We start from the raw sequence: 24,901 nt of genomic DNA, 5'->3' as shown, positions 1-24,901 counted from the left end.
TTTATTTTTTTGAATGACCGAAAAAGAAAGAAATTACCGCCACAAAAATCACTGCCCCGAGAATTGATGGAATGATCGCCATTCCGGCAACTTGCGGTCCCCATTCACTGAATAATGATTGCCCAATCATTGAACCTACCAGTCCGGCAATGATATCAAAAAGACAACCTCGTTTTTCTCCGGTAATTGCACCAGCAATCGTGCCGATTACTGCACCTACGATTAACGTCCACAAAAAATGCATAGGTTTCCCTCCTAAAAATGTTTCCTACTTCAATTCAAGCTTACCACAATTTAGAAAATTTGAAAAAAAGCAGCTGCTCAAAAACTGAGTCAACTGCTTACTTTTTTTGTTTTGATTGAATCGCTCGTTTTAAAACATCCAGTACACCCAATGATTGAACCATATGATCTGGGTCAACGTATTCTCGGATCGCCCGTAATACTTTTTTTGGTTCTTTAGAAGCAAAGGTGAAGGTCCCACCTTTTTTGGTTTTGATGGCATAGCGAGGAATCCATTTGCCCTTGAACATGACCGAAGCAATGACAAATTCGACCTCTTCCCACGGAACTTGGATGTATTTACGGGTATCTCTTGAATTATAAAATTCAAAAGCTTGATCACCAATCATAATTTGACCGTATTCATTGATTCCCATAAAAGAAGTGGCATTGATTGTTAAATCGACTTTTTTATTCAGTGATTGAACCATACATTCGACTCCCTTTCTTGTCGCTTTATTTATTATACGTTTTCCTGGCTGGATATGCTAGGCTTGTCCTGATTATGTAAGACTATTCTTTAAGAAACAAGCTGGAACACCGTTCACGAATGAACAATATTCCAGCCTATTCTGCATTTAATTTATCAGATTATAACAATCCGATTAAATGTCCAACCACACCAACCACGAATAATCCGAGGATGATAACAATTGGAGAAACTTTTTTCTTAAGCAACCACATGCACAACAATGTTAACAATAAAGCAGCCAAACCTGGAATCAATTGATCCAAGTTATCTTGTAAAGACGTTACTTTTACATCAGACAAAGCTTTTCCAGAAGCAACTTCTTGGAATGCTTGTTGTAACCCTTTGCCGCCTTCTGGAATTTTATCCCATTCAACATAAGCGCCTTTATCAAGTTGTACTTCAGAAACCGTTGGGGCAAACTTAATGGATACCCATCGTTGTACTAGCGATCCAAGCACGAACATCCCTAGAATGGATGCTCCTTTTGTTACGTCTTGCAAAAGTCCACCGGAAAGGTCATCCGTGATTTTAGAACCGGCTTTGTAACCAAATTCTTGTGTGTACCACATGAAAGCCCAACGAATAATATTCCAAGCTACGAAGAAAATAATTGGTCCCATGATATTGCCGGATAATGCTAGTGATGCACCTAATGCACCAAGCATTGGACGAACAGTAAACCAGAAAACTGGATCGCCGACCCCTGCCAATGGTCCCATCATACCAACTTTAACCCCTTGGATTGCTACGTCATCAACAGGTGCACCATTGGCACGTTCTTCTTCCAATGCCAAAGTAACGCCTAAAATTGGTGATGCGATATATGGGTGCGTGTTAAAGAATTCCAAATGACGTTTTAACGCTGCGGAACGATCTTCTTTTGTTTTATATAATTTTTTGATTGCTGGGATTAATGAAAATGCCCAACCACCATTTTGCATCCGTTCATAGTTCCATGATCCTTGAATGAAGGTAGAACGCCATGCAACGGCTAAACGATCTTTTTTAGATAATGTGATTTTTTCTGCCATTTCTTTCTCCTCCTTCAAGTTTAATAATCATTCAAAATGTCGCCTAATGGGTCGCCGGTGTTTCCGCCGCCGCCATTAGATGATCCGCCCATTTTAGTAATGTTCAGGTAGATCAAAGCGATTGCGACTGCCAATGCACCCAATGCGATCAATGTCAATTGTGAGATTGCTGCTACAACAAAACCGATAACAAAGAATGGCCATACTTCTTTGGTTGCCATCATGTTGATAACCATTGCATAACCAACAGCAACAACCATACCCCCACCGATTGCCATACCATCTGTCAACCAAGCTGGCATTGATTCCAATGCAGAACGAACGGTTTCTGCTGGGATGAATAATAGAGCTGCAGCAGGAACTGCGATACGAACACCTTGTAAAGCAACAGCGATCATATGCCATAATTCTACTTTACGATAATTTCCTTCTTCTGCAGCACCATCCATAATATGAACGATTGGCACAGCAATTGTACGAACGATCATAGTCAAGAACAATCCAGCAACTGCCAATGGGATTGCAAGAGCAATAGCAGATGTTACGCCTTCTTTACCTTGTCCACCTAAAACTAAAATAATTGCTGATGCAACAGATGCCAATGCAGCATCTGGTGCTACGGCTGCTCCAATATTTGCCCAACCTAGAGCGATCATTTGTAGTGATCCTCCAAGAATGATACCTGCTTCTAAGTTACCGGTCACTAACCCGATTAGTGTACATGCCACAAGTGGTTGGTGGAATTGGAATTCATCTAAAATCCCTTCCATACCAGCCATAAATGCCACGATAACGACTAATATCACCTGAATGAAATTCAAATCCATGATTATTAATCCTCCGTTTTCTTCTAATTTTTTTATGCATTTATTTCGCTTTTGCTAATTCATCTTTTGCTTTTTTAAGAATTTCGTTCATATTGTCGCGAGAGTCATTTGGTACTTTACGTACATCAAATGAAATGCCTTTGTCTTTCATTGTTTCAAAAGCTTTAACATCTTCGTCACCCATTGACAATACTTTACTTACAACTACTTTTCCGACTGAGTGAGCCATAGAGCCGACGTTTACTTCTTTGATATCAACGCCACCTTCAATTGCTCGCAACATGTCTTCTGGATTTTCAAATAATAACAATGCCTTAGTGTTACCAAAACGAGGATCTTTTGCGATTTCAATCATTTTATTAATTGGAATGACATTCGCTTTAACACCTGGAGGAGCAGCTTGCTCAATCAGTTTTTTGCGAAGATCATCTTTTGCTACAGCATCAGATACAACGATAATACGACTTGGTAAAACAGATTTTGTCCATGCTGTGGCTACTTGACCATGTAATAGACGAGAGTCAATCCGTGCTAAAACAATTTTTAATTTACCATCACCTAAGACTGTTCCCACAGGAATCGCGCCTTTAGGCTGTGTAGCATCCGCTGTTGCTGCAGGTGCAGCTGTTTTTGGTTCAAGTTCTTCGGGTTTGATTCGTACCCCTTCTTTTGCTGTTTCAAGGATATGTGCGGCAATTTCTTGCGCAGATTCCATTGAGAAGCGGGATGCGTAAGCTTCAATAACCATTGGCAAATTCATGCCGGCAACAATTGCCCAAGTGTCTTTGTGTTGTTCGAACAAATTGTTTGCTTGGTTAAATGGTGTTCCGCCCCATAGGTCGACTAAGATTAATACTTCGTCTTGATTATCGAAAGAGGCGACTGCTTCTTCCATTTTGGCCTTCAAATCATCTGGTCCTTCGCTTGGCATCAGCGTAACAGCTTTTACGTTTTCTTGTTCTCCAAAAATCATTGCTCCGGATTGCAAGATGCCTTCAGCGAATTGTCCATGACTTGCTAGGATAATTCCTACCATCTTTATACCTCCTATTTGACTTTTTTGGTTTCAATAGCTTGTGCGTGAATAACATCGAATAAATGCGGTTTGCGACAATTGCTATTTTCCAACTACAACAACTTTTCCTTTTCTAACAGTTCCATCAAGTAGACTTTGCGGTCAGCAGGTACTTTGCGAATCTCTAGTTCGATAGCGAGTGCTGCGAGATACTTGAATGACTGAATGTCCTGATCATTCATCGAAACAAAATTGGTAATCATGCGTTTGCCAGAAGAAAAGCTCATTCCACCAATGTTTACCGAAGAAAGAACGATACCGCCTTTTATTAAGCGGACAACATCTTGTGGGTTTGTAAACAACAGCATCACCTTTTGTCCATTAAACAAATCATTCGTGTAAATCTCAATCATTTTATTGACTGTAATGACATTCGATTTGATCCCCGGCGGCGCCGCTTCACTTAATAAAAACCTCCGTAATTGATCCTTAGCTACTTCATCACTGATAACTAAAATTCGATCGACTTTCGTTTGTTTCGACCAAGCTGTTGCCACTTGTCCGTGAATCAAGCGATCATCAATACGCGCCAAACGTATATCGATGCCCATCACCATACCTCCTACTTACCAACACTGTCTCTAAATGACAAATTCATGCCACTTATTCTTGTCTTCACCTCCTGTATCCTCTTATATATATGCAAGATGTGTGCCAACTTTCTAAGCGATACACTATTTAATAAATCCTTAACTTATAAGAAATTTAAAAAATACACTAGAAAGGTACACTGTTCTAAAGTGTATCATTCTAGTGTATTTATTTACTCCTGTTCCAATAAAAGCTGTTTTTCTTGATGGGTATGAATAATCTCCATCAAAAAGTATTCTTCCGCTTCCGGTACCTCCAAGCGCAGAAAACGTTCCAAGGATTGTACATGCAGATGCAACCGTTGATAAAAAGAATCTTGGAGTAGCTTTTCAATCGTTGCTTGATCGACAGTCAACGGCTGACGGACTAGAATCCGCTCAATCATTCCCGCGGTATGCAGCGCAAGATTGATTTCCAAACCGTATTCTTGTTGGGAAAAGCCAGCGTCCTTGACCGTTTCAACAACAAAATTCCAAATGGGTTGAAACAATTTTTGTGGATTGATGTAGGTGAAACTTTCTTCCATAAAGCGAATAGCAGTTTCCGTTGCTTTTTCCTCGTTCAACTGGAAGTCGCCTTCAATAAACGTCGGTTCCTTATCCACTAAAATCCGATCCAATAAAGCACCGACATCCTGATCGATAAAACGATCCAAAGGGATAAAAGGAGCACTAATTTTCGGATCAACGATGCCAGTTGCCGCAATCAAATGATACGTCTCCTGAATTTTCGGCAATTCACTTTTTAAATTCACCACAGATAGAGGTACAACAGTCAATTCCTGCTCTTGTTTTTTCGAAAGCGATCGCTGAATGATTTCTTTGATTCGTTGAGCGGTACCTTCACCAGAAGCACAAATTGCTAGAATTGCTTGTTTCGCTCGATGGTTGTCTCGTTCAACGAGTACTCGTCCATACCCCTGAAATTTTTCCAATGATTCATATAAGCTCTCAAGGTCAGTGCCTAAAACAGAAGCTTTACGTACGGTTTCCAATACAACAGCCGTGGTTACCATATCAACCGTACGGACTTCGATGCCAGTTTCTCGGATAATTTCTTCATTAAACGTTGCTAATGAACCCATATCTACCAATAGCATGACACCACTTTTATCATTTACTTGCACCACTGCGTTTTTGATCTTTTCTAACGCCACTTTCGGCGACATATCTAGTGGCATATCCACCGCAGCAACTTGATCGACTTCCAACAGTTGCTGAACAACCTGCACCATGCTGCTGGCGGTGCTGTGTCCATGAGCAGCGACCACTACGCCGATTTTACCTTCTGTTTGATGTGCCCGCAGTGAAATCAAAAGAACTGCTAAATAATAATCTTCACTTTCAGGAATAATGACTTGAAACGTTTTGCCGATAAAGCGACGGATCTTTTTCGCCATAGCAAATTCTTCTGGGAATCCGGCGACCATTTGTCGAATGTTGTCATTCGTATGCCGTTCTTCTCCATCGTTGATTTTTTCAAAAAAAGAGCTAATGTGCAAACTCATGGCATAAACGAAATTTTGTTGAAACTCATACCCCAACTCTCGGCGAACATCTTCATAGATTCGGTTTGTTGCATCAATAATTTTTTGATCCACAAATTCCGACAACTTATTTTCTGCGTTAAAGGAAAAGCCATGATCTTTATAAAAAGATTTCAAATGAATATTGATATCCGTTGAAATAAAATGATTGATTGCTTCCTGATCCAGCCCATCCGCCTTCAGCAAAGCTGCCTTATCCCCAATAATATCGTAGAGATTGTAAGGTAGCTCGTAGGAATCCGTGCGAATTTCCACTAAACTTTCATTAGGCGAAATAACAATTTTAGGCTCTAAAATTTTAGATAATTCAGCTAAATTCTCCCTCCGATTGGCTAAAGAGGATAACCCTGAGCGAATTCCTTCCGGCAAATCAGTCATTGTAATCGCAATTTCTTCGTGCTGCATATGATTTAAGAACCCACGGGCACAAACCAGTTGGATATTTGATTTTAATTGTCCGATATTTCCGTAGCTGACGCTGCCAATCAATACTTTGATTACGTCCTCGGTCAAGGAGATTTTCCGCTGAATTCGGTTAGCTTCTTGCGCTACCATAATTTTAACCAAATCAACTTTTTCCGAAGCAGGCCGCTGTTCAAAGGAAGGCAGCTGGATATTGATCGGTATCCGACGGACAAAAGTATCCAGCAAGGAAGAATTTGGATCTTCTGTCGTAGCTCCTACGATCCGAACATCTGCCTGATGATTTTTCCCTGTTTCCCCCAATCGGCTATAGGTTCCATGATCCATGAAATAAAAAATCATTTCCTGTCCCTCAGGTGGTAATCGATGAATCTCATCAAGAAAGAGCATCCCGCCGTTTGCTTGATCAATAATACCGATTTTTTCTTGTTCCGCTCCCGTAAAAGCACCCTTTACGTAACCGAATAAGTGGCTCATCAATAATTCTGGGTTGTTGGCGTAGTCCGCACAGTTAAAAACAATCAATTCTTTTTCTTCATCAATCACATGATTGCTTTTCGCAAATTGGAACATGACGTGAGCAAAATAGGTTTTCCCAGACCCAGTAGGTCCGGTGATTAGACAATTTAATCCTTTTGGCGGATATAAAATCGCCGCCTTTGCTTGCTCTACGGCATTTTTCATGCTGTTATTTGCCCCAACAATCCGTGTAAAAATATCTTGGACGGCTATTGGAGCGCTGACAAATTGTGGTTGAGCCAATTCTCGCGGTATCTGCTCTTCTTTGTAGCTAACGACATGCTTTTTTGCAGGAGGTTGAATAGCTGGGTATGCGGCGTACCGAACTGGACGACCATCGATTTTTTTCAACCGATTTTGTCTAACGAGTTCATTCAAATCTTTGCTGGCATTGGTACGCTGAATCGCCAAAACTTCCGCCACTTCCTGCGTTGTTATACCGAAGTTTCCTTCCTCCGATCCGGAAAAACGGGCCATCTGCTGCAAAACATACTGATAAATGCGATCAATTCTCTTTGACATAAGGGACTCCTTTCTCCAACTATTTTCAGGCAATTTGACTATTATGTAGTGTATCGTTTTTTTATTATAGCTTTTTTTCATCAAAACAAAAGATATTTGCCTTTTTTGACGTATCTTTTATTTATGTATACTTAAATAAAGAGTATCATACTTGTTAAGTATACCATTTATCCCAATTCTCTAATACTATTCGCTTCGAGACAAAAAATCAGGTCTCAGCCAGCGACCTGATTTTCCACAATATTTTGATAAAACTTTTTATTTTTCTTCAACAAATCGCAGGTGACGTATTCCTTGGATTGCTTTGACAAACACGGGGGTCAGAATGACCGCTGCAATAATTTCCGACACACCATTAGTTACTGCGATTGTTCCTAGAACAATCACCAAGTGAGAGGTAGTCGTTTGGTACATCGCTGCCGCAAATTCTGTATACAATGTTCCCATGAAAAATAAAACTAGAAGGGTATTAGTTAAAGTGCCTAGTACGGCAGCAACCATCGAAGAAAAAACCAGTCGCCGCCCCCTTTGGTAAAGCCAGGAAAAACTCCATCCTGCAACCAACCCCACTAACACCCGAGGTAAAACCGCAATGATCGGATTTGTAAACACCGTCGTATCAAATAGAGTCGTTGGAAAAGTCCAAACACGAATCATTGTGAAAAGTCCCCACATCAATCCGACAAACATCCCATCTTTCGTTCCCAAAACAATCGCTGCTACAATAACTGTAATGTGGATAATTGTCAGATTCGTTAACCCAAGGGGAATATATCCCAAAAAGGGGATCATCGTCTGTAGAATGATTAAGGCTGTCAGTATTGCTCGAATCGCGATACGATACGCTTTGCTTTTTTTCATTATCTTCTCCCTTTTTCATTTATCCTTCTTATTTTTCAATAATAACATAACGTTTAATATTTTGTGTCAATTTATCGGAAAATTCCGCATAATTCTGGTCTTTTGGTTTCATCTCTAAAATGTGTTATAATTAGAGAACACGAGAAATATTTTTAAGCGACAAATTTAATTCATTTTTATGAAATTTATTCAAACTGGCGTAACTACAGGGTTACAAGGATGTACTAGTGGTTAGGGAGTACATCGTTTAAATGAGAAATAGTTAATTTTTAGTAATAGTCACCACCAACTTTAAACTAATAAATATTGATTCGTCAGATAGCCTTCTCTTAATCGAGAGGGCTATCGTTCATTTTAGGCAAAATTTAATTTTTAAAAAGAAAATCTCTGCCCCATTCTCTGCCCCACAGCCGATTTTTCGTAAAAAAAAAGAGACCTGATAATCACCAACAAACGTTGATGTACCAGCTCTCTTTCACTTATAGCCTGTGCCGGATTCGAACCGGCGCCTCCGCACTGAGAATGCGGCGTCTTAAACCCCTTGACTAACAGGTCAAAATGAGTACGTGTTTATTCTAGCACTTTTCAAAAAAATGTAAACCGCCAACTTTTTTCATAACTTTTCGAAAATAGCTTTCACATACTCTGTCTTAGACACATACTGTTTTCAATAAAAATAAATGACAAATTTTTTCTATTCTCTGTTATTCCTCAAATTTTGAAAAGGGAACAAACGACACTTGTTGTTTTTGAGGTGCATTCAATGTTTTCTGCAGCCAAACAATATCGTACCATTGATCAAACTTGTAACCAACCTTTGGAAAAGTAGCCACCAGCTGATACCCGCGTTTTTCATGAAAAGCAATGCTCTGCTCATTACCCCCGGTCACACACGCAGTTGCCTGTACCACTCCTTGCCGCTCCAATTGTGTTTCTAGAGCTTGGTATAAGGCAGAACCAATTCCCTTGGCACGGATAGTTTGGCAAACATAGACGGTCACTTCAACTGTCCAATCATAAGCCGCCCGCGATTTATAGGTTCCTGCATAAGCATAACCGACAATTTTACCCATTTCATCTTCTGCAACCAAATACGGATAACGAATCAGCGTATCTGCAATCCGTTGTTGAAATTCTGCAAGTGTTGGCAGTGTATATTCAAAAGTTATGGCTGTTTCAGTTACATAGGGAGCGTAAATGGCCAGCAGCTCTGCGGCATCGGCTGGTTTTGCTACTCGAATCTTTTCCATCGTGATTCCTTCTTTTTTCATTTTTTCTTATTTTACGAAAAGAATCGACAAAAGACTAGCTTTTTTATCTTCTATCAACAATAGACTTCCAACTGTTTAGGCAAAACCTTTAAATGAATCGGCAAAGAACAGCCTTCATCCCCATCAACATTTGTTTTGATTGACAACTTATTTTCTAATGCAATTCTTCCTTCACGAAACGTTCGATACGCGACATTGTCATTGGTCGCATCAATTCCCTTTAACAAATCAGGAACAGATCTGACTGTTTCCAGCCAATTTTTATCCTTCAAATAAATCAGATGCAGCAAGCCATCATCCACTTTCGCCTCCGGAAACAACTGCTCAAATCCCCCAACAGAATTTGTCAGGCTGACAATCACCGTGCTGCTTTCAATTTGTTCCTTTTCATCATCAAGACATAGCTGAAAAGGATAGCTCTGATTCCCCGAGAGTTGCTTTAACCCTGAAATAAAATACGCCAATTTTCCAAATCTCGTTTTTTCTTCTGCACTCACGTGATTGATTGCTTCTGGAATCAAACCGATTGCAACAACGTTCATAAAATACTGGTCGTTGATTTTCCCAAGATCAATTTTTTTCGTCTGAGAAAGATTCAATTCGTCGATTGCTTTCTTCGGATCGAGGGAAATGTGTAAAGCACGAGCAAGATCGTTCACCGTTCCTAAAGGAAAGAAACCAAACTTCGGCGGTGATTTCTGCTCTGCCAACCCATTAATCACCTCATTGACCGTTCCATCTCCTCCCATTGCAAATACACTATCGTAGTTTTCAATTGCTGCCTGCCGGGCAAAATTTGTGGCATCACCAGCTTTTTCGGTAGCTAAAATCACGACATCTGTAAAAAGCTGGGATAACTTTTCAACAACCAATTTTTCAAACTCTTTTGCTTTTTCCCCACCCGAACTTGGATTTACAATCAGCATGGCGTTTTTCACGGCGTTTCCTCCTAGCATTCCTTAGTCTCTTTAGTATAGCAAGGAAGACGGAAAAAACGGAAATAAATGGGTTTCGCGTATAAAAAAAGCCCAAACCCTTGATAAGGGGTTGGACTATGATTTCTTATGCTTCTTGCGCTACAGGATAAACAGATACTTGTTTTTTGTCGCGGCCTTTACGTTCGAAACGAACAACGCCATCAACTTTAGCAAACAATGTATCGTCACCGCCGATACCTACATTTACACCTGGGTAAATTTTTGTACCACGTTGGCGGTAAAGGATTGATCCACCAGTAACAGTTTGACCGTCAGCACGTTTAGCACCTAAACGTTTTGATTCTGAGTCACGTCCGTTAGAAGTAGAACCCCCACCTTTTTTATGAGCGAAGAATTGCAAATTCATTTTCATCAACATGAGATGCACCTCCTATTTTTCTATAATCGTAGAGATTTGGATATATTCGCTTTGTTCTTTTTCAATTGATTGAAGACCCAACAGCAAATTTTCTAATAAGATTTGCTCAATGTTGGTTTGTTCCTGAGTCAAACCGGAAACCAATGACATACGAAGGTAACCACCCTCGTCTTCATTTGCTTCAACACTTGGCTCTGTTCCTGCTAAAGCATTGATTCCATTGATTGTGCTGATTGCTAATGCAGAAACTCCTGCACAGACAATATCACTGCCATATGGTCCTGCTTCGGCATGTCCAGTCAATGTAAAAGAAACAATTTGACCAGAGTCATTTCTTTTGAATGTCCCTTTGATCATAAGTTGCAACCTTCTTTTTCGCAAAAATTATGCGTTGATTGCATCGATAACCACTTTTGTATAAGGTTGACGATGACCTTGTTTACGGTGAGAATGTTTTTTAGGTTTGTATTTGAACGTTACGACTTTCTTTTGTTTGCCGTGTTTTTCTACAGTTCCTACAACAGTTGCACCGGCAACAGTTGGGGCTCCAACCTTCGTTGATTCTCCACCAACAAGAACGACTTCGTCAAAAGTCACTTTTTCGCCTGCTTCAACGTCTAATTTTTCAACGTAGATTGCTTGGCCAACTTCGACTTTCAATTGTTTTCCACCAGTTTTGATAATTGCGTACATGCTTAACAGCACCTCCTTATAATATACTTAGACTCGCCATCCCAAGTGACTCTCGTACTTACAAACTTGTTCTGAGCGGTTGTAGCTGTGGAGTCCACAATTACAACAAGAACACTTTATCAGAAAAAAACAGCAGCGTCAATTGATTTCTGCCGTTTTCCATATTATTTTCATTTTTTCAGCAAACAATTTATACTGATGATCAGAAAGTGAGGCATCCATAATGAACTATCCTGATTCTTTAGTAGCGGACGTTTTCCAACGCTCGGTTGGCTTTAAACTAGAAGGATTCGTTCCTGGTCAAGGACCACTCCAGCCAAAATTGATGATTGTCGGTGAAGCACCGGGAAGAAAAGAAATCACCAATTTTATTCCCTTCAGTGGCCAAGCAGGAGTTGAATTAATGAAATGCTTTGACAGTGTTGGATTGACGCGAGAGGAAGTATATATTACTAGTGCAGTTCGCAGTCGTCCGTTTTCTGTTAAAGAACGAAAAAATAAACGCACTGGTGAAGAAGAAATCGTTACACCAAATCGGACGCCAAACAAAAAGGAAGTACTTGCCCATGCACCTATTTTAGATTATGAAATAAAAAAAGTTGCCCCCCGATTGATTGCCACTGTCGGAAACATCGGCTTACAACGATTATTGGGACCAAAATATGTGATTACATCCGCCCACGGGAAAATTGTTCAGCATCCGATTTTACAGTTGGATGCCGGACAGGAGAAATATAGTTGGACAAAAAACAGTTACACGATTGTTCCATTATTTCATCCCGCTGCCGTTTTCTATAATCGAAAGCTTCAACCCTTGATTGAAGAAGATTGGCGGGTAATCGGAACGCTATTGCAATAAATCAAAAGAAACATCTTTTAAAAATCTGGCTGAGAAAAAAGATTGCGGCGTTTCCCTACTCTCAGCTATAATGAACAACGAGGTGGAGCTTGTGCAAAATGAAATGATGCATCGTCCAATTGTAAAAGAAGACTTAGTGGACTTCATGCGAACAAAACAGAAACCATTAACAGATGAACTCGGAAAAATCGAAGCAGAGGCAAATCAGCAAGGCGTACCGATCATTCCCCATGAAACAGTCGTCTTTCTTCAATTTTTACTTGGTCAAATAAAACCAAAAAACATTCTGGAAATCGGTGCAGCCATCGGGTTTTCTTCCAGTTTAATGGCACAAACGATCGGCAAAGACGGTCACGTGACAACTATTGATCGCTTTGATGTGATGATTGAAAAAGCAAAAAAGACGTATCAAAGATTACATCTCGAACAAAGTGTCACGTTGTTGGAAGGACAAGCCGCAACAATTTTACCCACATTGCCTGGTCCTTATGATTTTATTTTTATGGATAGTGCCAAAGCAAAATATATTGAATTTTTACCAGAATGCTTACGACTTTTAAAAAAAGGCGGCGTTTTAATGGTAGATGATATTTTTCAAGGAGGAACGATTTTATTGCCTGATGAAGAAATTCCTCGCAAAAATCGATCCATCCATCGGAAACTGAATCAATTTCTCAACGTGGTCATGACACATCCTGATTTGACCTCTAGCCTTGTACCATTAGGTGATGGCATCATTTTGATCACCAAAGAACAAGAGCAGGTGACAATTGATTGATTGCAAACGGACTTTCCTAAAAAATAGAACGTCTAAGGAGATTTTCGAAAAGACCTTTCTTAGGAAAATGCACAGGAATTAGCGAAAATGGATTGACTTTACCGGTTCGGTTTTCTATAATTAGCTTTGTTGCTGAAATGTCATAGTAGCTCAGCCGGATAGAGCATCCGCCTTCTAAGCGGACGGTCGGGGGTTCGAATCCCTCCTGTGACGTTAATAAACCGTTAAGAATGGTGATTCTTAGCGGTTTTTTGTCTTAACACAAGTTTGTGCCAATAATTTTTTATCTTTATAAAACCCAAACAAAAACACGCCCTTGCAAGCGTGTTTTTGACTTTATTCAGGTGTGCCAATAATTTTGATGTACTCGTCAATATTTTTGATAGACATCGTTTTGATTACTAACTGCTCGCGTTTGTTCCATTTTCCGCTTACTTCAAGAATATATTTATTCAAAGGAAGCCGTAGCACGTATTTAGCAAGGTAACGATCTTTAATGATACAATTAACGATTTTTCCCTCTACCTTCAACTGTACTCCCGTCAGCATCATCGGTTTTTCTTGAAAAACATGGGTGTTGACTAGCAGACCACAATATGTCTCCATTCTGCTAACATCCTTTCCATCTTAGAAAGATTTCTTTTACGAAGGGTAAAACCTCACCGCAATAAATGACGCAGCTTATTTACCGTCCTTCTTTTATTGTATACGTACAAAAAAGATAGTCAAATAAGAATGTGTTTTTTCAAAAAATATTTTTAAAAACGACTATTGGATTGTTTCCTTTTAGGTTTCGCAGCTAATTGTTCCACCATCAATCCCAGTGTTGTAACCGTCAAAAATCCTGCAATCATCCAGAAAATAATTATGGCTATTTGGATCACCCGTCGAGAAACAAAGTGCCCCACATATGGCAGGTGCCAAACCGGCTGTCCAATCAAATTGCGGCTACTGACTAGCCCCACCTCCATCTGATCGGCGCCATCGCCTTTTGTATAAAAGGCAAATTCTTCTTCCTTTGCCACCACCCGCCGTGTTTTGATGTTTTCCCCTTGATTGACATAGTAAGTGATGATTTCTCCTACCAAAATATTTTCCGGTTTTTCTTTCTTAACAAAAATTAAACTGCCTTCTGGATATGTCGGTGCCATTTTATGGTCCTTAGCAATGGTAAAAGACATTCCTAATAAGTGAGGGAGTAAAACAACCAGCAGTGAAATTGCCATTAAAAAAATCAGACCGATAGATGTGACGACCCCGATTCGCCCTCTTCGTTTCACTTGACCACCTCACTAATCATTTTCTTTCCTATTTCTAATAATATAGTTTTAGTTATGTTTTTTCAATCATTTTAACTGTTATTTTATAACTTTAACCGCTTTAGCTCACATCTTATATATTTAGGTTGACTAACAGATGTTCTTCTAATAATCTGAAATTAGAAAACGAAAGGATATTATTTTATGAATTCGTTAAATAATGAGAGTATTAAAAAAAATTATTGGCATTGGTTGCCTTATCTTCTGATTCTTCTTACCTTCTTTCTGATCATTGGTTTTTATATCAAATCGATTGTTGCCCCTTTTTCTAATTCGCAGATGGCAGAGATTACCGATACATGGACTTATTTTTCACAAGATGATCCTGAAACGGTTTTTCAAAGCCAACATTTACAAAAATTGCCCAACATTGATCCAGATGAAGTAATGGTGATGGAACGACAGATGGTCCGCAAATCGGCCCACCCGGAGATCTTAATTCAAGGAAATCATCAATGGATGAAAGTATTCTTAGACAACGAGCAATTCTTTGAATATTCTCCCGCGGATACTCACTTAATAGATGGAAAAAATCCAGGAAAATTATTAACGGAGATTCAAATGCCAAAAGAATATGTGGGTAAAACCTTACGTATTGAGATTGCTACTCCCTATCAAAAATATGCTGGATTACCTCCGCGAGTTTTTCTTGGCGAGGCAAATTCGTTGATGTCTTACGTGTTTTCCGTCTCCCTGACACAAATTCTAATTTTTATTTTAGCAGTCTCTATCGGTGTCACAGTCCTTGGTTTTGTTGGTCGTAAACTTTGGCAAGGAGAAAAATTGCATCTTCGATTGATCTTATTTGGTTGTTTTGCAATTACTGTCGGCATGGAAGCAGCAGCCGGGGATATTGTCAGTGGCCTTTTATTTAGACCATCCGTCAATTCTACCCTTGCCAACGTATTGGCAACTTTAGTTCCGTTACTTCTTACAGCGTATTATTGCAGTCGGATGGAGGCCGTTCAGCGTCCTTATCGAATGTGGGTCTCCATGCACATTTCTATCAGCCTGTTGATTTTAGGTATCGCTGTCTTCACAAAGCGGGATTTACCGGAACTAATGTCCTTTATCGATGCCATGAACGTTTTTTCAACTCTGGCTGCCTCTCTTGCCTGTATTGCGGAAGTCATTCATAAAACCCGTTTTTTTGTCATCTGTACCCCATGGATCATTCTCATTGCGATTGCACACTGTTTTCTATATATTAGTGACATTGTCGGTGCCAATAATCACACCATCAATTGGTCAGGATTATTTTTTGTGATTATTCTATTGGTTATCACTGTATATACTGTCCTTGAATTTATCGGCGGCAACGAAGAAAATAAACGACAGATACATTTCTTAGAAATAAAAACCGCCCTGCTAGAAGAAAACCGCACCACCTTGATTCAGCACTTGAAAGAAGTCGAACATTTGCGTTTGGAATTCAAGAAAAACCTGCTGGCACTAAAACAGCTTGGTGGTGAAGGACAAACTGAAGCTGTTACCGAATATATTCAACAGCTTTTAGAAGACGCAAAAGATTTTGAAGGACTACAAACTTTTTCCGAGCACTCGCTGACGAATCTTTTACTGGCTCGTTTTCAAAAATTAGCCGATCAAAAAAGTATCACCACTCATTTTCAAGTGACACTTCCTGAGACCTTGGCGATTCCAGATGAAGACCTGACACAGTTATTTGCGCATCTTTTCGAACATGCTTTGCGGGAAACCTATGCCATCAATGATCCAAAAAAACGACAAATTAATCTAAATATCAGCTATGAACAGGAAGTACTACAAATTTCCTGTGAGCATACAGCACATTATCACAAAAATATTTTTGACAAAGGTATCACCACTGATTTGCCGGAAAAAGAAACCTTCGATCTTTGGATGATTGAATCTGTTCTCCGCAAATATGCCGGTACATTGGATAAGAAACAAACTGAGAAAACAGATCGTTTGGATATCCTGCTTTCTGCCTGATGAACAGCTTTATCTTTATCTTATGTTTTCTTCAACAAAGAAATAAAAAATTGTTCTTGCAATTTTTGTCTTTGCCTTTTACTATGTAAAGTAGTTGGATTAGTAGTAGTAAGATGGTCACAGAAAGTCAAACCACGGCTGTAAGTTTGATACCCGCTCTTTTTACGAACCTGCCACCTGCATGAATGACTTGTGATGAAGTCGGGGGAAAGCCCTTATCCTTTTTTGAGCAGGACTGTAAAAAACAGTCAACAAAGGTGGTACCGCGAAGTCCAAGCATTTCGTCCTTTTATTAGGATGAAATGCTTTTTTATTTTTAAAGGAGGAAACAACATGAGTAACGAACAAAAAAATGATTTTACAGAATGGTATCTACAAACGATCCAAAAGGCGGAACTGATGGCCTACTCACCCGTAAAAGGTTCGATTATTTTCCGTCCCGACGGCTATGAGCTTTGGGAACATATTCAAGAAGAATTCAATAAATTTTTACGTAGTGAAGGTATTCGCAATGCATACTTCCCAATGCTGATTCCTCAAAGCTTCTTCATGAAGGAAGCTGATCATATCGAAGGCTTCGCCCCAGAACTCCCTTGGGTGACCAAAGTCGGTAATGAGGACTTAGAAGAACCTTTGGCTTTGCGACCAACCTCGGAAACGATGATTGGCTCTGCCTTTTCTGACTGGATCAATTCCTACCGCGATCTGCCTTATGAAATTAACCAATGGGCCAATGTTTTTCGTTGGGAAAAGAAGACTCTCCCATTTTTACGGACTTCAGAATTTTTATGGCAAGAAGGACACACTGCCCATGAAAATGAAGAAGACGCTCGAACTCGAACAATGAAAATTTTGGATGAGTATGCGCGACTGTGCGAAGAATTTTTAGCAATTCCTGTCTACAAAGGACAAAAAACCCCTTCTGAACGTTTTGCTGGTGCAGTAGATACTTACTCTATCGAAGCCATGATGAAAGATGGCAAGGCTGTTCAAGCCGGAACCTCCCATTATTTGGGAACAAAATTTGCGGATGCCTTTGACATCACCTATCTGACAAAAGAAAACAAACACACTTTTGTTCACACCACTTCTTGGGGAATCTCTACTCGTTTGTTAGGCTCTTTGATTATGACCCATGGTGATGACAACGGGTTGGTTTTCCCTCCAACGATTGCGCCAACTCAAATCGTTTTGATGCCAGTAGGGCCTTGGAAAAAGAATCCCGCTATTTTGGAAAAATTAGAAGCTTTGTTTGCTACCTTTAAAGCGGCTGGTTATCGTGTACGTCTAGATGATACCGATAATTCACCCGGCTATAAATTCCACGAGTGGGAATTAAAAGGTGCCTGCCTACGAATTGAATGCGGTCCTCGGGATCTAGAAAACAATCATGTCATGGTTAAAGTTCGCGACTTATCAGAAAAAACGGCGGTTTCCTTTGATGATCTGAATGAGTACGTCAAAGAACAATTAGCCGTCATGCCAAAACGGTTATTGGAAGCAGCCCGCGATCGCAACAAAGAAAATGAACATTTCGACATCGATACCTTGGAAGATCTAAAAGCCCATATCGAACGATGCAAGGAAGCAGATCAAGTTCCTGGATTTGTTCTGATTGGTTGGGATGGTACCGAAGAAACGGAAGCAAAAATCAAAGAAGAAACTGGTTTTACTACACGAAACATTCCTTTTGCACCACCAATGGAAAAAACTGTCGATATCGTCAGCGGCAAACCTGCTAAACATACTGTTTGGATTGCTCGTGCGTATTAATTAAAAAAGCGACCTGAAACTGCAACAGCAGTCAAGGTCGCTTTTTACTATCAATAAATCAATTCCAACAGGTCAGTCGGCTCAATATTGCCAAAATATTTTTTCACATCAATCGACGCAACAGCCGTCGTCAACGCATCCTTTTCATATTTGATACCCAGCAGTGCATCTTCAACATCCTTGATATCACCTAACCCAAAGAAGTCACCGAAAATTTTTGCTTCAGAAATTTTGCCATTTTCCACATTAAGACGGATATCAATGGACCCGATTGGGAATCGTTTGCGGCGTTCAATTTCAAACTCTGGAGACTTGCCGTAGTTCCAATCCCAGTTGCGGTAGTATTGATCAGAAATTTCATTAACCTTTTTCCAATCTTCCTCAGTCAGTTCATAGGTTTTTATTTCATCCGTTGAAGAAACACCAAAAATTTTCAGCAGAATCTCTTGACGAAATTCTTCGGTTGTCATTCCTTGATTTTCTTTTGGTAAAAACGGTTTGATATTCGTTACTCGAGAACGGATTGATTTGATTCCTTTTGATTCAATCTTATCTTTACGTACCTTCAAGGCTTTGACTACCTCATTGATGTCACTATCAAACATAATCGTCCCATGGGCAAACATCCGTCCGTTGGTTGCATACATTGCATTACCGGAAAACTTCATATCATCAATGACTAAATCGTTACGCCCTTTTAATTCTGCTCCTTCAACCCCCATTTCATGTAAGGCTTGAATAATCGGTTTCGTCAATTTTTCAAAGTCTCGGAAGGAATTGCCATCATCTGGCATAATAAAACTAAAATTCAAATTCCCAAAATCATGATAAACGGCACCACCACCACTGAAGCGACGGATAACATGGATTCCTTGTTCGTCGACATACTCTTTATTGATTTCTTCAATGGTATTTTGATTCCGTCCGATGATAATCGATGGTTCATTGATATAAAAAAGCAGAATTGGTTCATCGACTTTCATTTCTTGAAGCAAAAAAACTTCAATTGCAAGATTGATTCTAGGGTCATTGTTTTCATTTGGTACAAAAATCACACTCTCGTCCTCCTAAATGTCGAATGTTTTTCCCACTTCTGCCAGCTCCACCGATACTTGAAAATCCGCAGCTTCTTCTGCCTGCGCTTTTAACTGTTTCAACTCTCCTTGTTGTGGCAAATGGGTCAACACCAGTTTTTTTACACGTGCCTGTTTGGCGATTTCTCCAGATTCTTTGGAAGTGAAATGGGCTTTGTGTTTTTCATTTCCGGCAAACAAGTACGTATCTGCCAAAAACAGGTCCGCATCCTTTGCAAATTCCTGAAAAGTTTCCAAATAGCCTGAGTCACCAGTGAATACAAAAACTTTCCCTGTACTAGTTTCAACAAAACGCATTGCATAGCAAGTGACTGGATGTATCGTCTTCATAAATGTAACAGAAAACGGTCCCAATTCCAACTGTTTCGTCTCAAAATAGGGACGACCCTCTGTCACTCCCGGCAACGTCAATTCGTTGTAATGAAACTCATCCAACGTATGGCCATAGATGGGTAAAAGTGGTTTGGGTTCCAACGTCGGGTACAACTGCCAATAATATTGCAATACACCCAGATCAGCAATATGGTCATAATGATAGTGGGATAAAATCACTGCATCCAGTGCCAGAGGATCTAGAATTTTTTCTAATTCAAGTAAGGTCCCGCTCCCTGCATCCAGCAACAAATGAAAATCACCCGATTCCAATAAATATCCGGTTGTGCCCTTTCCTTGGTAAGGATAGGCACCTAAGCAGCCTAAAACCGTTAATTTCATTTTATACACGCTCCTTTTTTCTCTATGCTAGCACAAAAAAAGTGTCTCCTCAAAAAGGAAACACTTCAACCGTTTAGATTGGATCACCGATCTGTTTGCGGGAATCGTCGTAAAAAGCGGCGATGCTGACATTGGCGTAAGTCACCGCCCATAACGTACCGATAACAAAAGCCAACATTCCCAAAATATACCAGCCGATAAAGGACAGTTGCAGCAAAATGTATTGTCCGATTCGCCCTTTTAATAATTTCCAACCGTAGCTCAAGCTGGCCCCAACTTTCAAATCCGGAAAGTCCATTTTTGCCCAAGCAGCAAACTGAAAGACACCGGTAACGATGCTTGATGCCACCAACAAGACAAGAACCAACAAAAAGAAAAGTAAGACTAACAGTAAATTATCGCCAAAAATGTGTTGAAAAATTGCATCAGTATTTGTCCCGTTACTAACCACTAACGCAGCATAGACACTGGCACCGAACATTACCAATAAAGGTAAAAATACGATTAAGCCCACCAGATAACCCGCCACACTATTTAGAAAATTGATGATCATCATCGGCACATAATATTTTTTGTTAAAGATGACAAAAATCTGTCCCGCTTCTGCCTTCCCACCACGAACAACGTACAATGCTACAAAATAAGTCGCATAAGTAAAGGCAAACAACACAAGATTGCTGACCAAAAAGTCAAGAACAGTTGCCTGTGTACTTTCTGCTTTAAAGTTCGTGATGCCGCTAAAAATATTTTGGACGATTCCGCTAGCAAAAATCGATAGAAAAACGATTAAGACATTCATCCCCCATTGACCGGCCAATCTTTCTCTTGCCTGTTTTCTTAATTCTGGATTTGTTTTTTGCATGGAAAGCCTCCTAATTTTTTAATAACTTCTCAATTCATTTACTGTTTGATCGTCCAAACGACGAATTACTTCTGTTACTAATTTTACCGTATTCAAATAATCATCTTCATGGATGACTGATGTGTGAGAGTGCAGATAGCGAACAGGCACCGTGATTGCCAAAGAAGGAACACCATCACGAGTCAAGTGCATTTGACCGGCATCGGTTCCACCACCGGTAATTACTGTATATTGGAAGGGAATCTCTAATTCTTCCGCCACATTGATGACAAAATTCAATAATTTTTTGTGAGGAATCATAGAAGCGTCAAAAATCAAAATTTGCGGTCCTTTGCCCAACTCAGAATCTGCTTCCTTCGGTGTCATTCCCGGCGTATCTCCTGCAGTTCCGGTATCAAGAGCAATTGCGATATCTGGATTGACTAAGTGGGTGCTGGTTCTGGCTCCTCGCAAGCCAACTTCTTCCATCACATCACTACCGGCAAATAAACAATTAGGATGATTTTCTTTTGACAGAATTTCTAATACTCGCAGTGAAACGGCGGTCCCAATCCGATTATCCCATGCCTTTGCCAATAAGAATTTTCCATCATTCAAGCGTTGATAGTGAATATAAGGGGTAATCATATCTCCGGGACGAATGCCCCATCCTTTTGCTTCTTTGTCACTTGATGCGCCAATATCGATAAACATTTCCTTCACATCATAAGGTTGTTTTCGTGCCTCAGGACTTAAAACGTGAGGCGGTTTTGAACCAATCACACCATGGATGATCTTACCAGCTTGGGTTTTGATTTCGACTTGTTGTGCCAACATAACTTGTCCCCACCAGCCGCCAAGGGTTTGAAATTCGATGAACCCTTTTTCTGTGATTTTGGTCACCATAAATCCTACTTCATCCATATGACCAGAAATAAAGATTTTCGGACCGCCACCTTCTCCTGTGTGTTTTGCAACAACACTGCCTAGGCCATCAAAAAAAATATCTTCAGCAAACGGTTTGGCGTACGCTTTAAATACCTCTCTTACTTCTTCTTCATTTCCCGGAACTCCCCGAGCAGAAGTAAGATCGATCAATAATTGTTCTTCTTTTCCATCTAACATTTCTGTCGCTCCTCATAAAATATTTCTACTGATAAATTATACCATTCTTCTTTCTTTTTTGTACCCACATTCCCTACTAATGGTACTCTCTCACTAAAAACCTGCGATACTTAGACATCCATTGTTCAGCTTTCGATAATTCGTGAGTAAATTTGGGCTGTGATTATATAGAAAATCAAATAAGCACCAGCCATAATGCCACAAAACAGATAGGCAAGCCAATAATTGTCACTAGTAATAAATTGATTCAATACATAAATAGCAAACATTGCATGACCGGTTCCTAATAAAATCGGCGGCACGAAAATCCAAGCATTTTGCTGGTAAATCAAATGGCGAATCTCTTTTTGTGACACACCTAGCTTTTTCAAAAGTTGGTAGGCATTTTTTTCGTTCTCGGCTTCTGAAAACTGTCGCAGCATCAAAATACTTGCGGTCGTAATCATCACAATTACCCCAATAAATAAAGCAACATAAATAGAGATTCCCGCCTGACGACGAGCACGTCGGATGGCCGGAAAACGACTGGTTTGGTTCATTCGAACATTGCTACCGGAAAAATCTCCGGCGGCTCCATTGATTTCTTTTTTCTGGATGCTGCCAGTAAAAGAAGTTCCCTGCCGGTCGTAATCAAAATAAATTTCATCCGACCAAGTCAGAGGCAACACTGTGTTGAGCTGCTGATTTAATTTTTCCTGATCAGCAACACCCGCAACATCCACCATTGCCACCGTGTAATCAATCCCTTCAACAGCGTCAAACACCTGCTGGCTGACGACTAAAACTGACCCGCTATACCTTAAAAAGCTCTCACCTAAATAATCGGGATACATTTTCTGTAAATCCAAAGTCACTTGATCTTCTAGATAAATCTGCCGCTCCACACTAGTGATTCCTCGAAAACTATTGTAGGAGTAATCAAAGAGGACCGCAGCATTGGCGGTTTTCAACTGAATTTTTGGCAAGCTAGACTGAACGTTTCGAAATTCATTATAATTATCAATCGTCAGTAAATTAATGAGCTGTTGCTGCTGGGTTTGTTGGGTGTTCAAGACCTTCAAGCTCAAATAACTGCCGGTAGCCTTATACTGTAACAACGTCTCGTTCGTGATTTTTCCGTTATTTCCCTGAATCACCTGTTGCAAGGTTGGCAAACTTTCTTGTCGAACCTGAAAATCTGTCGGATTGCTGTTTCGAACCATTTGAGAATTTAATGCAATTAATGAAATTGTGGCACCAATGATCGCAATAGCAATCGCAGCAACAATCGTCGTTAACGAAAGGCTTCGCCAACTACGAAGCACGTGGACCCGACTGTTATTCAGCATGAACAAGGTCAATCCTTGGTAGCTTTTTTTTCGTTTTCGCAACAGATGAATCAGGCTTTTGATTGTAAAACGATAAAATAAATACGTTCCCACGACGCATAGCGTAAGAATCAGTAAAGGCAGCCAAAAAACGATCCACAAATCATGGGTTTTACCAATATAATCAAATAAAAGGTCATGAATAAAAAAGGCAAGAAAATAACCGCTGCCGATAAAAATCAGCCCCATACTGCCAAAAAGAATCGACCAGAAGGAAACCTTTGTTTGGGAGGAAGGAAAAGCCATCCCCTTTGAAAAAAGTTCTGCCAATTGTTTTTTTGATAAAATCCAAATATTTTGCAACGCCAGTACAAGATAAACAAATAGGAACACATTTGCTGTGAAAAGAATCGACGGAAAAGAGATAAAAAACTCACTGTCGATTTCTAAAGCCATGGCTTTGATTAAAATCATTGAGAAAAACTTTGACAAAATCACACCTAAAAGAATACCGATAACAAAGGAAACACTATTCAGTACAAACGTTTCCAATAGAAATTGCCCGACGATTCGCAACCGTTTCAACCCAAAAAGTTGATACAAGGCGATTTCTTTTCGTCGTTTCACGATAAAAAAGCGATTGGCACTTAGCATAAAGACTAATACAATCAGCAGCACTAAAAAATTTCCAAGATTCAGTATGCCTTCAATTTGAACGTCTTGACTGGTTCGTTTGATCAGGGCTGAATCATAGGTGATTGCCGAAAAAGAGTAAAAACTCATGACAGCCATTGTCATGCAAAGAAACGGAACCGCATAATTGCGGAATTGTTTCAAAAAACTGCGCCACGCCAATTTATAAAGCATGTCGCCGCCCTCCTCCACCAATAGTTGCCTGCATATCGATTACTTTGTCAAAAAATTCCTTTCGAGAACCACGGCGCACGACTTCCGCAAAAAACACACCGTCTTTGATGAATAAAATACGATTGCAATAACTGGCAGTGTACGGATCATGAGTCACCATCAAAATAGTTGCATCTTCTTTTAAATTGATCTCACTTAAATAGTTCAATAATTCACCTGCAGATTTTGAATCCAAGGCACCCGTCGGCTCATCGGCAAAAATTACTTCTGGATGAGTTGCCAAGGCTCGCGCCGCCGCTACCCGTTGCCTCTGCCCCACAGACAATTCTTCAGGGGATCGTTTCAAAAGCATTTGAATCCCCAATAATTCCGTCACATGCGCCACCCGCTGCTCCATTTCAGTCAGTGGCAAACGATCAATGGCTAAAGGCAGGAGAATATTGTCCCGCACATTTAATGTTTCTAATAAATTAAATTCCTGAAAAATAAAACCGATTTTTTTTCGGCGGAAATCACTTAATTCTGTTTCACTCATTTTTGTTACATCTTGCCCCGCGATATGAACCGTTCCAAATGTCGGCAGTGCAATCGAAGACAAAATATTCATTAGCGTGGTTTTTCCCGCACCGCTAGGACCCATAATCCCCACGAATTCCCCTTTATCCACTGTAAAGGACAAATTATCCAACACTTTCGTCTGATTAAAACGATTCCCATAGGTCTTGCTTAAATGTTTGACATCAATAATCGTTTTCATCCGCGTCACTCCCTTCATAATTCA

The 24,901-nt window shown here is 40.0% G+C and carries 25 protein-coding genes, 2 tRNA genes and 1 other annotated feature; of the genes, 5 read left to right on the top strand and 22 right to left on the bottom strand.

Translation table 11 applies throughout. The annotated features are described in order from the left end of the window. Position 1: 1 nt before the first annotated feature. From BN1875_RS10875 to rplU, 14 genes are all read right to left on the bottom strand, one after another. Positions 2 to 244: a GlsB/YeaQ/YmgE family stress response membrane protein gene (locus BN1875_RS10875; RefSeq protein WP_048604857.1), complete on the bottom strand. Its 243-nt coding sequence runs from the start codon at positions 242 to 244 to the stop codon at positions 2 to 4. A 97-nt stretch (positions 245 to 341) separates the two neighbouring features. Further along, positions 342 to 713: a DUF956 family protein gene (locus BN1875_RS10870; protein WP_048604856.1), complete on the bottom strand. Its 372-nt coding sequence runs from the start codon at positions 711 to 713 to the stop codon at positions 342 to 344. Positions 714 to 873: 160 nt separating this feature from the next. Further along, on the bottom strand, positions 874 to 1,785 hold the full coding sequence (locus tag BN1875_RS10865) for a PTS system mannose/fructose/sorbose family transporter subunit IID (RefSeq protein ID WP_048604855.1): 912 nt from the start codon (positions 1,783 to 1,785) through the stop codon (positions 874 to 876). 20 nt (positions 1,786 to 1,805) lie between these two features. Next, on the bottom strand, positions 1,806 to 2,612 hold the full coding sequence (locus BN1875_RS10860; RefSeq protein WP_371851510.1) for a PTS mannose/fructose/sorbose transporter subunit IIC: 807 nt from the start codon (positions 2,610 to 2,612) through the stop codon (positions 1,806 to 1,808). A 40-nt stretch (positions 2,613 to 2,652) separates the two neighbouring features. Beyond that, on the bottom strand, positions 2,653 to 3,648 hold the full coding sequence (locus BN1875_RS10855; protein ID WP_048604854.1) for a mannose/fructose/sorbose PTS transporter subunit IIA: 996 nt from the start codon (positions 3,646 to 3,648) through the stop codon (positions 2,653 to 2,655). Positions 3,649 to 3,740: 92 nt separating this feature from the next. Then, entirely contained in the window at positions 3,741 to 4,238 is a 498-nt protein-coding gene (locus tag BN1875_RS10850; protein WP_048604853.1) for a mannose/fructose/sorbose PTS transporter subunit IIB, read from the bottom strand. A gap of 212 nt (positions 4,239 to 4,450) precedes the next feature. Next, complete coding sequence (locus BN1875_RS10845; RefSeq protein ID WP_048604852.1) at positions 4,451 to 7,288, bottom strand: sigma-54-dependent transcriptional regulator; 2,838 nt, start codon at positions 7,286 to 7,288, stop codon at positions 4,451 to 4,453. A gap of 258 nt (positions 7,289 to 7,546) precedes the next feature. Then, positions 7,547 to 8,152 (bottom strand): ECF transporter S component, encoded by a 606-nt coding sequence (locus BN1875_RS10840; RefSeq protein ID WP_147570597.1) that lies wholly within the window; start codon positions 8,150 to 8,152, stop codon positions 7,547 to 7,549. A 479-nt stretch (positions 8,153 to 8,631) separates the two neighbouring features. Continuing rightward, positions 8,632 to 8,704, bottom strand: a tRNA-Glu gene (locus tag BN1875_RS10835). Positions 8,705 to 8,853: 149 nt separating this feature from the next. Beyond that, positions 8,854 to 9,399: a GNAT family N-acetyltransferase gene (locus BN1875_RS10830; protein WP_048604850.1), complete on the bottom strand. Its 546-nt coding sequence runs from the start codon at positions 9,397 to 9,399 to the stop codon at positions 8,854 to 8,856. 74 nt (positions 9,400 to 9,473) lie between these two features. After that, complete coding sequence (locus BN1875_RS10825; RefSeq protein WP_048604849.1) at positions 9,474 to 10,358, bottom strand: diacylglycerol/lipid kinase family protein; 885 nt, start codon at positions 10,356 to 10,358, stop codon at positions 9,474 to 9,476. Positions 10,359 to 10,482: 124 nt separating this feature from the next. Further along, positions 10,483 to 10,776 carry a 50S ribosomal protein L27 gene (rpmA, locus tag BN1875_RS10820; RefSeq protein ID WP_048604848.1) on the bottom strand — a complete coding sequence of 98 codons (294 nt, stop codon included), beginning with the start codon at positions 10,774 to 10,776 and terminating at the stop codon, positions 10,483 to 10,485. A gap of 12 nt (positions 10,777 to 10,788) precedes the next feature. Beyond that, complete coding sequence (locus BN1875_RS10815) at positions 10,789 to 11,133, bottom strand: ribosomal-processing cysteine protease Prp (RefSeq protein WP_048604847.1); 345 nt, start codon at positions 11,131 to 11,133, stop codon at positions 10,789 to 10,791. Between the two features lie 27 nt (positions 11,134 to 11,160). Beyond that, a complete protein-coding gene (gene rplU / locus BN1875_RS10810; protein ID WP_048604846.1) occupies positions 11,161 to 11,469 on the bottom strand; it encodes a 50S ribosomal protein L21 in 309 nt (102 codons plus the stop codon). Positions 11,470 to 11,488: 19 nt separating this feature from the next. Beyond that, positions 11,489 to 11,560, bottom strand: a sequence feature (ribosomal protein L21 leader region). A gap of 132 nt (positions 11,561 to 11,692) precedes the next feature. On the opposite strand from rplU, the gene BN1875_RS10805 reads away from it, so the two are divergent. From BN1875_RS10805 to BN1875_RS10795, 3 genes are all read left to right on the top strand, one after another. Then, entirely contained in the window at positions 11,693 to 12,328 is a 636-nt protein-coding gene (locus tag BN1875_RS10805) for a uracil-DNA glycosylase (RefSeq protein WP_048604845.1), read from the top strand. A 91-nt stretch (positions 12,329 to 12,419) separates the two neighbouring features. Beyond that, positions 12,420 to 13,106, top strand: a complete 687-nt coding sequence (locus tag BN1875_RS10800) for an O-methyltransferase (RefSeq protein ID WP_048604844.1) — start codon at positions 12,420 to 12,422, stop codon at positions 13,104 to 13,106. A 139-nt stretch (positions 13,107 to 13,245) separates the two neighbouring features. Then, a tRNA-Arg gene (locus BN1875_RS10795) sits at positions 13,246 to 13,319 on the top strand. Positions 13,320 to 13,442: 123 nt separating this feature from the next. Here the strand turns inward: BN1875_RS10795 and BN1875_RS10790 are convergent. Together BN1875_RS10790 and BN1875_RS10785 are read right to left on the bottom strand one after the other, a co-directional pair. Next, positions 13,443 to 13,712 carry a hypothetical protein gene (locus tag BN1875_RS10790; protein ID WP_048604843.1) on the bottom strand — a complete coding sequence of 90 codons (270 nt, stop codon included), beginning with the start codon at positions 13,710 to 13,712 and terminating at the stop codon, positions 13,443 to 13,445. 152 nt (positions 13,713 to 13,864) lie between these two features. Next, complete coding sequence (locus BN1875_RS10785) at positions 13,865 to 14,386, bottom strand: signal peptidase I (RefSeq protein ID WP_231586083.1); 522 nt, start codon at positions 14,384 to 14,386, stop codon at positions 13,865 to 13,867. 183 nt (positions 14,387 to 14,569) lie between these two features. On the opposite strand from BN1875_RS10785, the gene BN1875_RS10780 reads away from it, so the two are divergent. Next, entirely contained in the window at positions 14,570 to 16,399 is a 1,830-nt protein-coding gene (locus BN1875_RS10780; protein WP_048604842.1) for an ATP-binding protein, read from the top strand. 333 nt (positions 16,400 to 16,732) lie between these two features. Further along, positions 16,733 to 18,172: a proline--tRNA ligase gene (proS, locus tag BN1875_RS10775; RefSeq protein ID WP_048604841.1), complete on the top strand. Its 1,440-nt coding sequence runs from the start codon at positions 16,733 to 16,735 to the stop codon at positions 18,170 to 18,172. A 50-nt stretch (positions 18,173 to 18,222) separates the two neighbouring features. Here the strand turns inward: proS and BN1875_RS10770 are convergent, their stop codons facing one another. The 6 genes from BN1875_RS10770 to BN1875_RS10745 form a co-directional block, all read right to left on the bottom strand. Next, the gene (locus BN1875_RS10770) at positions 18,223 to 19,227 is read right to left on the bottom strand and encodes a lipoate--protein ligase (RefSeq protein ID WP_048604840.1); all 1,005 of its coding nucleotides are present in this window, start codon (positions 19,225 to 19,227) and stop codon (positions 18,223 to 18,225) included. A 12-nt stretch (positions 19,228 to 19,239) separates the two neighbouring features. After that, positions 19,240 to 19,980, bottom strand: a complete 741-nt coding sequence (locus BN1875_RS10765) for an MBL fold metallo-hydrolase (protein ID WP_048604839.1) — start codon at positions 19,978 to 19,980, stop codon at positions 19,240 to 19,242. 73 nt (positions 19,981 to 20,053) lie between these two features. After that, positions 20,054 to 20,842 (bottom strand): DUF975 family protein, encoded by a 789-nt coding sequence (locus BN1875_RS10760; protein ID WP_048604838.1) that lies wholly within the window; start codon positions 20,840 to 20,842, stop codon positions 20,054 to 20,056. An 18-nt stretch (positions 20,843 to 20,860) separates the two neighbouring features. Next, on the bottom strand, positions 20,861 to 21,946 hold the full coding sequence (locus BN1875_RS10755; RefSeq protein ID WP_048604837.1) for a M42 family metallopeptidase: 1,086 nt from the start codon (positions 21,944 to 21,946) through the stop codon (positions 20,861 to 20,863). Positions 21,947 to 22,071: 125 nt separating this feature from the next. Continuing rightward, positions 22,072 to 24,120, bottom strand: coding sequence for an FtsX-like permease family protein (locus tag BN1875_RS10750; protein ID WP_048604836.1), 2,049 nt, complete (start codon positions 24,118 to 24,120; stop codon positions 22,072 to 22,074). Next, the gene (locus tag BN1875_RS10745; RefSeq protein WP_048604835.1) at positions 24,110 to 24,877 is read right to left on the bottom strand and encodes an ABC transporter ATP-binding protein; all 768 of its coding nucleotides are present in this window, start codon (positions 24,875 to 24,877) and stop codon (positions 24,110 to 24,112) included. Before BN1875_RS10745 ends, BN1875_RS10750 begins: the two co-directional genes overlap by 11 nt. Between the last annotated feature and the right edge of the window lie 24 nt (positions 24,878 to 24,901).

This window comes from Enterococcus massiliensis (genome assembly GCF_001050095.1).
Lineage (GTDB): Bacteria > Bacillota > Bacilli > Lactobacillales > Enterococcaceae > Enterococcus_C > Enterococcus_C songbeiensis.
This window is presented reverse-complemented; position numbering and strand designations above follow the sequence as displayed.